Raw genomic sequence first — 7,923 nt, 5'->3', positions numbered from 1 at the left:
GATCTGGAGACAACGGGCGAAGGCTTGAAAGACACAACATCAGGCTCCCACCAGCTAGCCCGTCATACCCACTGAACTAACGAAAAGATCAGTAATGACGATGGTGTCTGGATCTGCAATCTGCGACATTCCGCCCATTCCGGTGGGGAGAAATCTCAGTCCCGGCACGCTGCGCGACGGCCGGGGGGAAAAGCCGCTGCCGGCCGGGGCGTGCCGCTGGGAGACTGCGGGGATGACCACGCAGCGGCTGCCGTTCCCGGTCTCGGACGAACGCGCCCCCCCCTCTCGGTCGACAGCTACGCCGACATGCACGACCTCGTTGAGGACCTGGTCGTACCCGCTGGTGGGTCACCAGCCCGAGGTCGGTGTCGCCGATGCGCAGGCCGAGGTAGAAGGCCGGGCCTTCCGCCGGTACTCGGAAGATCTCCTCATCGCCGAACAATTTCGTATAGAAGCCGACCAGAACCTCCTGATGGGCTGTGATGATCACTGGCTGGACGGTGGACATGGCACTCCTGTCGAGAACGGTCGTGTCGCTGGATAGACCGTTCGAGGACGGTAAACTCATCGGCGAAACCGCCCCGCACCGGACGATCTACGACACAGACTGCCGCCCACGACCAGCACGAGCACCTCGAAACGAGGTCAAGCCCCGCTGACCAGCCACGTCAAAGTGGCGGAGGTTCACTGCTCGATGTGTTGCGTTACTTGGGTGGGGGGTCTGGGTTGACCGGCACTGGGATGACCGCTTGTCAGCGCCCAATGCCTCCTACCGGTGTCGAGGCCGCGTTAACGCGGCACGGCAGGCGATGGAAGCCGGGCCGGATGGGCAAGGTCGACGATGCGCTGGATCAGGTGAGGATAGGACCAGCCGGCGCCGGCCGCCGCGCGCGGCAGCAGGCTCGTCGCCGTCAGGCCGGGCAGGGCGTTGACTTCTAGGCACATCGGCTCGCCATGGCCGTCACAGCGGAAGTCGGTACGGGAGTATGCGCCACTGCCGAACCCGAGGGCCTCGTGCGCGCGCAGTGCCAAGTCCTGCAAGCGGGTGGCGAGGGCATGGGGAATACGTGCTGGACAGACTTCCGAGACCGCGTCCGGCTGGTATTTGGCGGTGTAGTCGAACACCGGTGTGGTCAGCTCGATCTCCACCACGGGGAGTACCTGGTCGCCGACCACCCCGACGGTGAACTCCCGCCCTGGAAGGAAGGGCTCCACCAGCAGTTCGCCCTCACCGGCATGCACCTCGGCGGCTACCTGCACGAGACGCGGGAACGAGTCGACCTTGTGAACCGCCACACTGGAACCGTCCGCAACCGGCTTTGCCACCACGGGTCCGGCCGTCACCAGCCGCTTCACGTCCCGCGGGGCCTCGCGCGTTCCGGGCCGCCACAGCGCCCGCTCGGGCACCGGCACACCTGCAGCGCCCAGCACGGCTTGGGACCGCCCCTTGTGCCAGGCCGCCGTACATGCCGCGCTGCCCGCACCGGTGAATCCCACACCGGCCATCTCCAGCAGCGCCTGCACGTGCCCATCCTCACCCCAGCCGCCGTGCAGCGCCACGAAAACCATCCCCGCATCCCGAAGCAGATCCAGGACGAAGCCGGCGGTCAGAGCGGCGTGCATGCGTTCTCGCAGCCGACGCCGCTGCGAGGGCCGCGGTGGCTGCTCGCCCACCATGGATCGCTCGACCGCTTCACCAGGTGTCAGCGGACCAGCCAGGAGCGGCACTGCGGCGGCTGGGTCGACCACCACCACCTCGTGCCCACGTTCGAGCAGGGCCCGGGCCACCGACCAGCCCGAGGCCAAGGAGACATCGCGTTCCGAACTCTCTCCGCCGCACAGGACCACCACACGCATGCCGGGCTCCGTCACCTTTCTCGCCCTCCGGGTCAGCCGGAATGTACTGGGAGGTCGGATCACTGCGCCGGACTCAGGATCATCAGGTGCTCAGGGTTCGGGAAGGGCGTGAAGCCTGCCCTCGCATACACCTCGTGGGCGTCGCGTGTGGAGAGCAGGATGCGCTTGAGGCGGTAGGGGGCGAGGTGGTCGCGAGCGGCGCGGGAAAGCCAGGTACCGAGGCCCTTACCGCGGTGCGCGGGGGCGACGTAGACGTCACACAGCCACGCGAAGGTAGTCCAGTCGGTGACGACACGGGCATAGGCCACCTGGGAACCGACGAGGTCGTGGACGGCGAAGTTGAGGGAGTGGCGTACGGACCGCTCGACGGCTTCCCGACTGCGGCCCAGCGCCCAGAACGCGTCGGTCGACAGCCAGTGGTGCACCAAGCCGACATCGAGGCGGTCCGGGTCCGTGGAGAGTTCGTAGCCGTCCTGCGTGCTTGTGATCATGCTGAGGCAGCCTAGCGATGTCGCTTGGATTTTCCAAGCGACTGCTTGGTGGATCCAAGCGGACACGCTCTCGCGGCGTGCCGGGTGAGGTCGGTGACGGCACGTCAGGCCAGGCGTCCCCCCTTGGACTCGCGGCAGAGCGCAGAGGACGGCCATCATCGACTCCCGCGCGTGGTTCTGGACTCCGCTCACGTGTGGGCTAAAAAGGGGGCGAACTCAAAGGTCCGAGACCCGTGGACCGGGGTAAGCCGGGTCGGAGCATCTTCCTTGTCTTCAGGCGGGTGTGCTCGACGCGGGCGCGGACCTTGCGGTGGGAGCGGTTGTGGTCTTCTTTTCAGGCCGGGAGTTCGGTCGGGCCGGGTTCGCGGCGGTGCGGGATGGCGAGGCCGGTGCCCCGGTAGCCGTCGTCGGCGATGACCGTGGAGCGGCGGCCGACGGCGTCCTTGGCACCGGACAGCTCCCATGCCTTGCAGCCGTTGCGGCTGCCGGGCAGTGGGCTGCCGACGGCGACGACCAGGCGGGTATCGGCGTCGACGACGACCTAGTGGTTGGTGGAGTACCGGTAGTTCTTGGACTGCTCGGCGACGGTGTGGTCGCGGGTGGGCACCAGGGTGCCGTCCACGATCAGGACGGTGTCCTTGCGGAACCGCTTGCGCTGCAAGGACGGCATCTACCGGGTCCGGCCGCCCGGCGGTCTGGTCGCCGTCCGCTTCCGCCACTACGAGGCGCGCTCCGGGAGGCCCTTGCTCTTCTTGGGGCGTTTCAGATCTGTCTCATTACCCATCCCTCGGGACAGTGAAGATCAGCTCTGCGGACGGCCGGCGCCTGGTACATCTCGTCTCTCATCTCTTCTGAGCGGAGTGGCGGGTGCAGCTGTTCTCGGTTGATCGGGCGGTGGTGGAGCGGTACCTGCAGAGCGACGTCCTCTCCGGCGCCGAGGTGGCTGCGCTTCTGGAGCGTCGAGGAATCTCGGATGGCACTCCGATCTACCTGGACGACGAGACCTTGCTGCCGGTCGAGCCCTTGAACTCGTGGGCCAGGTCGTTGTCGTACGCCGACTTGGACGCCTCGACGATGCGCGACTACGGCCGGATCACCGCCCGGTTGGACAGGCATCAGAGCGGCCGCGGGGCGGATCCGCTGAGTGCCACCGAGTCCGACCTGGTGGCCACAAGAGGCTTCGCACCAGGCACCAGCGGCGGCCGATCGAGGCTGCGGCCTGGGGCAAGGAGTCAGGTCTGATCGACCGGTTCTACGGCTTCCTGGTGGACAACAGGCACCTGGATCGACGCCCGGTGCGTGTGGCCGCTCGCGGCAGGAACGCGCTCAGCCCGCGGCTGCGGCTGGGGATGGACATCCGGCACATGACGTTCGAGCAATACCGGTACTTCCGCGACGTGGGGCTGGGTGGACAGCTTCCGGACGCTCAGGTCAACCGTTCCTTCCGTGGGTCGGCCCCGCACCGCGGCCGTGCTGGTGCCGCTCTCGCTCTGGGCACCGGTTCGCGCTGGCGCGAGTGGGCCACCGTGCTGCTCCCCGAGCTCGGCATCGGGCCAGACGTCGCTCGATCGGCCGCCGAGTTCACGGTTCAGGCATGCGCGAAGTACGGCAAGGCCCGCCCAATCTACGTTCCCGAGGACGCCATCGACTCGGTGGACACCTACTGCCTGCTGGAACGTCCGGAGCTGGCCCGGGCGGCGGCGCGGACACTCGCCCGCAAGCACCGCGACCTCTTCGTGGTCAAACGAATCGACTACGCCGACAGGCGCGTCCGGGGCACGCTGCAGGGAGTCGAACGCGAGTACGCGATCTCGGGCGATGCCGGCCCACTTGCGCCGCATCACCGTTCACGAGGGCGAGTTCGGGCTGGAAGCGCTGGCGGTCTTCATCTGCCGCGGAGGGCTGATGCCCGGAGCCGACTCCTGGAAGCGCTACCGGCACGCGGCCTGGCGCCGCATGGTCGGCCTCGCTGACGAGACGACTCCGCGCCTGCCCGCGAAGCGCTGGCGCTACCACGACCTGCGCCACACCTACGCACTCCAGCTGCTGACCTACCTGGAGAACCTGATGGACGGGGAAGAACCGGATCACGCCAGGCGGCAGCGCCGGCACCGCTCCTACCTCACCGGGCACATCCGCTACAACCCGCTACTGATCGTGAGCCGCAGACTGGGCCACTCCAGCCCGGTGACCACCTACGCCTACCTCGAGTACACCGACGACCTGATCCACGACTTCGAGGAAGCGTTCCGCAACTGGCTCGGGGACGGGGAAGCCACCTACGCGCAGATCGCCGCTCACGCTCTGGGCGTCGGCGCCAACGGGGGTGGCACGCCATGACGCCCCTGACCAACGCCAAGCGGGAACTGGTGCGCCAGGCCCCGGATCGCCGGCACCGACGGCAAGCCTCCCCGCGAGTCGAGCCGGTACGAACGGGCCCGGGTCGCCAGCCTCGCCGTGCAGAACGCGATCCGCGCCGCCCGTACCCCGCACGCCGCCGCACGGGACGACGCCCCGGCCGCCGCGCACACGGAAGACCACCACGATCAGGCGTCAGACCCGCCGCACGCCGTCGACCATCCAGGCCGGGACGCCGTGCTCACCCCGGCGCAGCGGGCCACCGCCGTTCAGGCCCATCAGCAGGCTGCGATGCCCGAGGAGTACCTGGAGGGCTGTACGACCGACCCGGCGACGTGGCTGCGCACACCGGAGAACCTGGAACGGCTTGCCACCTTCACCCGCGCGGCCAATGCTCGCCGCCGCGCCTTCGAGGCCCGGCTGAAGCCGGAAGAGCCGGCCGACGTGGTCAAGCCCGCCGACCAGTACGAGGATGCGCACCCGGCGATCCTCGCGTGGACGCAGAGCAAGGCGGCGGACCGTGGCATGAACGAGCTGTCGCTCAGCGACCTCCAGGCCATGATGGCGAGCTGACGGCCGACCGCTGACCGCGCCGGCACCCAGATGTCCGTGGGCGTCGGCGCTTTCGCATCCTCGAGGGCACTGGAGCCCTCGAAGGCAGCTGCTCTGGCCGCGCTGTTGCGGGGCATGACCTCGATCAGGGCCAGGCCTCGTCGATCTTGCCCTCTTCTAGCCGAACGGGGCCGGGCGCCGCCTGGGTGGGGTCACGGATTGGTCTGGCCACAGCAGCCCGCGCAGTGCGATCACGTCCCTGGCATTGGCTTTCGGACGTGTACTCGATCTAGGCTGCGTCGGTTCATGCCGCTCGCGGCGGCCCATCGACGGAGAGGAAAGCCGATGACCCAGCAGGCCTCGGCCACCGACCCGGCTTCTGGGCGTCGCCCCGAGCTGGTCCCGGACCCGGATGTGGAGGCGGCTCGTATTGAAGCGGTACGCCGCTACGACATCCTCGACACTCCGCCCGACGGCGCGTTCGACCGGGTGGCGGCGATGGCCGCCCGCCTCTTCGATGTCCCCGTGGCCACGGTCACGATCGTGGACACCGACCGCATCTGGTTCAAGGCCGCACACGGCCTGGAGGGTGTCAAGGAGATCGGCCGCGATCCGGGCCTGTGCGGCTCGGCGATTCTGCGTGATGACGCGCTAGTCATTCCCGACACCCTTCGTGATCCCGTGGCGGCGGACAATCCGCTGGTCGCCGGGGAGACGGGTGTGCGCTTCTACGCTGCCGCACCGATCATCACCCCCGACGGCCACCGGCTGGGCACGGTCAACGTCCTGGACACCAAACCGCGCTCCATCACCGAGGACGACACCGCCACACTGGCCGACCTCGCCGCGATCGTCCTGGACGAGATGGAGCTGCGGCTGTCGGCGTTGCGCGCACTACGCAATGAGCAGCAGCGGCGGGAGGCGGAAAGCCGCCAGGCCGAGATGGAACGAGCGCGTGCCGAGGCGGAACGAGCGGCGCGGGAACAGGCGGAGAAGGACAAGACCGCCATTGCCGCGTTCGCCTCCACCCTCCAGCGCACCCTGCTGCCCCCGGCACTTCCCGTCGTGCCGGGCCTTGAGCTGGCCTGCCACTACCGCACCGCCTCCGTCCACGACGTGGGCGGCGACTTCTACGACGTCTTCCCCGTCGACGGCAGCCGGTGGGCGTTCTTCCTCGGTGACGTGTGCGGCAAAGGCCCCGAGGCGGCGACCGTCACCGCCCTGGCCCGCCACACCCTGCGCGCCGCGGCCCAGATCGACCCGGACCCGGTCACCGTCCTGAGCACGCTCAACACCGCCTTGCTCACCGACGTCACCGCCGGAAGCCGCTTTTGCACCGCCCTCTTCGGCCTCCTGGCACCCGGGGAGGACGGCGGTTTCAGCGTCACAGTGGCCACCGGCGGCCACCCGCCGGCCTACCACGTGCGCCCCGACGACAGCGGCGAGGTATGGGTCAAGGCGGTCCGACCCAAGGGCGGCATGCTCGTCGGAGCCTTCCCTCAGGCACTCTTCGCCGAGTCCACCTTCTTGTTGGCCCCCGGGGAGGGCTTGTTCCTCTACACCGACGGGCTGACCGAAGCCCGCACCACTCAGGGCACGATGCTCGGCGAGGACGGCCTGACCGGCTTCCTCCACCAGCGCACCGGGCCTCTCACCGCCACCACCCTGGTCGAAGACACCGTCACGTTGCTGGCCTCAATGCCCGATGGAGCCGGCGACGACGTGGCCCTGCTGGCCCTGTCCGTGCCCGACGCCGAAACCGCACCCGACACCGGCGTCGCCGCCACCGCCCACACCACCGCCGCACCCGAACACTTCGGCCAGGAGTGATGACCGACGTGACCCACACACTGCACCTGACCGTCCAGCACCCCCACCCCGGCCTCGCCCTCGCCACGATCGTCGGGGATGTGGACCTGCACACCGCGCCCACCCTGCGCTCCGGAGCCCTGGAGATCATCCAGCAAGGAAACCCTCGCCTGGTCTTGGACCTGGCACCGGTCGGCTTCTGCGACTCCGCCGGTCTCAGCGCGATCATCGGCATCTGGCACGCGGCCCAAGAAGCGGGCGGCTCACTCAGCCTCGCCGCCGTCCCCGACCGCCTGATGCGCATGCTCAGCATGACCGGCGTCGACTCACTCCTGCCTGTCCATGCCACAGCCGCCGACGCGGTCGCCGCCTTGACCGACAGTCCACCCGCCTCCGCGAACAGGTAAGCAGCCTCTGGTCATCCTGGACGTCGACGTCCGGTCGGACACGATGCGGCCGGACCGGATGCCGCAGGCGAAGTCCGAAATCGACTTGTCGCAACAGTATGTACTTGGTGCGATCTCTCGGTTTCGGGACAGTGGGTGAGTGACAGCGGGCCTGGGGGTGTTGCTGCTGGTCAGTGGTGGTTGAGGGGGTGTGGGGCCACTGTCCTGGGCGTGAGAGAACCGCGGGGTATCGCTGTCCCGGGGCGTTATTGCATGAGGGGTGACGCGGTCTCAGTTTCGTGAGTTCTGATCCGCTGGCCGGTGGGGTGTTGGTGTGCTCGGGGGTGTGGATCAGGGAGTGCAGGGCCCGGCCCGGGAAGGGGTGGGTGGTGATTCGAGTGGGGCTTTGCCGGCTGTGTCGGTTCGGGCGTTGCGGGGAGTGGCGGTGCGCCGTCTGCTGGTCCTGCGGC

At 68.6% G+C, this 7,923-nt stretch carries 8 protein-coding genes and 2 pseudogenes; 6 read left to right on the top strand and 4 right to left on the bottom strand.

What is annotated here, in order from left to right:
- Nucleotides 1–349: 349 nt before the first annotated feature.
- From ABZ079_RS36580 to ABZ079_RS36565, 4 genes and pseudogenes are all read right to left on the bottom strand, one after another.
- Nucleotides 350–508: pseudogene (locus ABZ079_RS36580) on the bottom strand (extradiol dioxygenase); the annotation flags it as partial.
- Between the two features lie 281 nt (nucleotides 509–789).
- Nucleotides 790–1,857 (bottom strand): D-alanine--D-alanine ligase, encoded by a 1,068-nt coding sequence (locus ABZ079_RS36575; protein WP_356943755.1) that lies wholly within the window; start codon nucleotides 1,855–1,857, stop codon nucleotides 790–792.
- Nucleotides 1,858–1,916: 59 nt separating this feature from the next.
- Nucleotides 1,917–2,348, bottom strand: a complete 432-nt coding sequence (locus ABZ079_RS36570) for a GNAT family N-acetyltransferase (protein ID WP_356943754.1) — start codon at nucleotides 2,346–2,348, stop codon at nucleotides 1,917–1,919.
- 253 nt (nucleotides 2,349–2,601) lie between these two features.
- A pseudogene (locus ABZ079_RS36565) lies at nucleotides 2,602–3,012 on the bottom strand (transposase); the annotation flags it as partial.
- 203 nt (nucleotides 3,013–3,215) lie between these two features.
- On the opposite strand from ABZ079_RS36565, the gene ABZ079_RS36560 reads away from it, so the two are divergent.
- The 6 genes from ABZ079_RS36560 (at nucleotide 3,216) to ABZ079_RS36535 (ending at nucleotide 7,474) form a co-directional block, all read left to right on the top strand.
- Nucleotides 3,216–3,590: a hypothetical protein gene (locus ABZ079_RS36560; protein ID WP_356943753.1), complete on the top strand. Its 375-nt coding sequence runs from the start codon at nucleotides 3,216–3,218 to the stop codon at nucleotides 3,588–3,590.
- Between the two features lie 23 nt (nucleotides 3,591–3,613).
- Nucleotides 3,614–4,321 (top strand): hypothetical protein, encoded by a 708-nt coding sequence (locus tag ABZ079_RS36555; protein WP_356943752.1) that lies wholly within the window; start codon nucleotides 3,614–3,616, stop codon nucleotides 4,319–4,321.
- Nucleotides 4,254–4,688, top strand: a complete 435-nt coding sequence (locus ABZ079_RS36550; RefSeq protein WP_356943751.1) for a hypothetical protein — start codon at nucleotides 4,254–4,256, stop codon at nucleotides 4,686–4,688. Before ABZ079_RS36555 ends, ABZ079_RS36550 begins: the two co-directional genes overlap by 68 nt.
- Nucleotides 4,689–4,805: 117 nt before the next feature.
- Complete coding sequence (locus ABZ079_RS36545) at nucleotides 4,806–5,279, top strand: hypothetical protein (protein ID WP_356943750.1); 474 nt, start codon at nucleotides 4,806–4,808, stop codon at nucleotides 5,277–5,279.
- A 324-nt stretch (nucleotides 5,280–5,603) separates the two neighbouring features.
- Entirely contained in the window at nucleotides 5,604–7,088 is a 1,485-nt protein-coding gene (locus tag ABZ079_RS36540; RefSeq protein WP_356943749.1) for a GAF domain-containing SpoIIE family protein phosphatase, read from the top strand.
- The gene (locus ABZ079_RS36535) at nucleotides 7,088–7,474 is read left to right on the top strand and encodes an STAS domain-containing protein (RefSeq protein ID WP_356943748.1); all 387 of its coding nucleotides are present in this window, start codon (nucleotides 7,088–7,090) and stop codon (nucleotides 7,472–7,474) included. The genes ABZ079_RS36540 and ABZ079_RS36535 overlap by 1 nt, the downstream gene beginning before the upstream one ends.
- Nucleotides 7,475–7,923 lie beyond the last annotated feature (449 nt).

The organism is Streptomyces sp. NPDC006314, assembly GCF_040613075.1.
In the GTDB taxonomy this organism is placed as follows: Bacteria; Actinomycetota; Actinomycetes; order Streptomycetales; family Streptomycetaceae; genus Streptomyces.
The sequence above is the reverse complement of the archived record's forward strand: the minus strand, read 5'-3'. Positions and strand labels throughout refer to the sequence as shown.

Excerpts from the sequence above, each read along its gene's own strand:
- ABZ079_RS36575 (WP_356943755.1), bottom strand. The coding sequence starts at position 1,857 with ATGCGTGTGGTGGTCCTGTGCGGCGGAGAGAGTTCGGAACGCGATGTC.
- ABZ079_RS36570 (WP_356943754.1), bottom strand. The coding sequence starts at position 2,348 with ATGATCACAAGCACGCAGGACGGCTACGAACTCTCCACGGACCCGGAC.
- ABZ079_RS36550 (WP_356943751.1), top strand. The coding sequence starts at position 4,254 with ATGCCCGGAGCCGACTCCTGGAAGCGCTACCGGCACGCGGCCTGGCGC.
- ABZ079_RS36540 (WP_356943749.1), top strand. The coding sequence starts at position 5,604 with ATGACCCAGCAGGCCTCGGCCACCGACCCGGCTTCTGGGCGTCGCCCC.
- ABZ079_RS36535 (WP_356943748.1), top strand. The coding sequence starts at position 7,088 with ATGACCGACGTGACCCACACACTGCACCTGACCGTCCAGCACCCCCAC.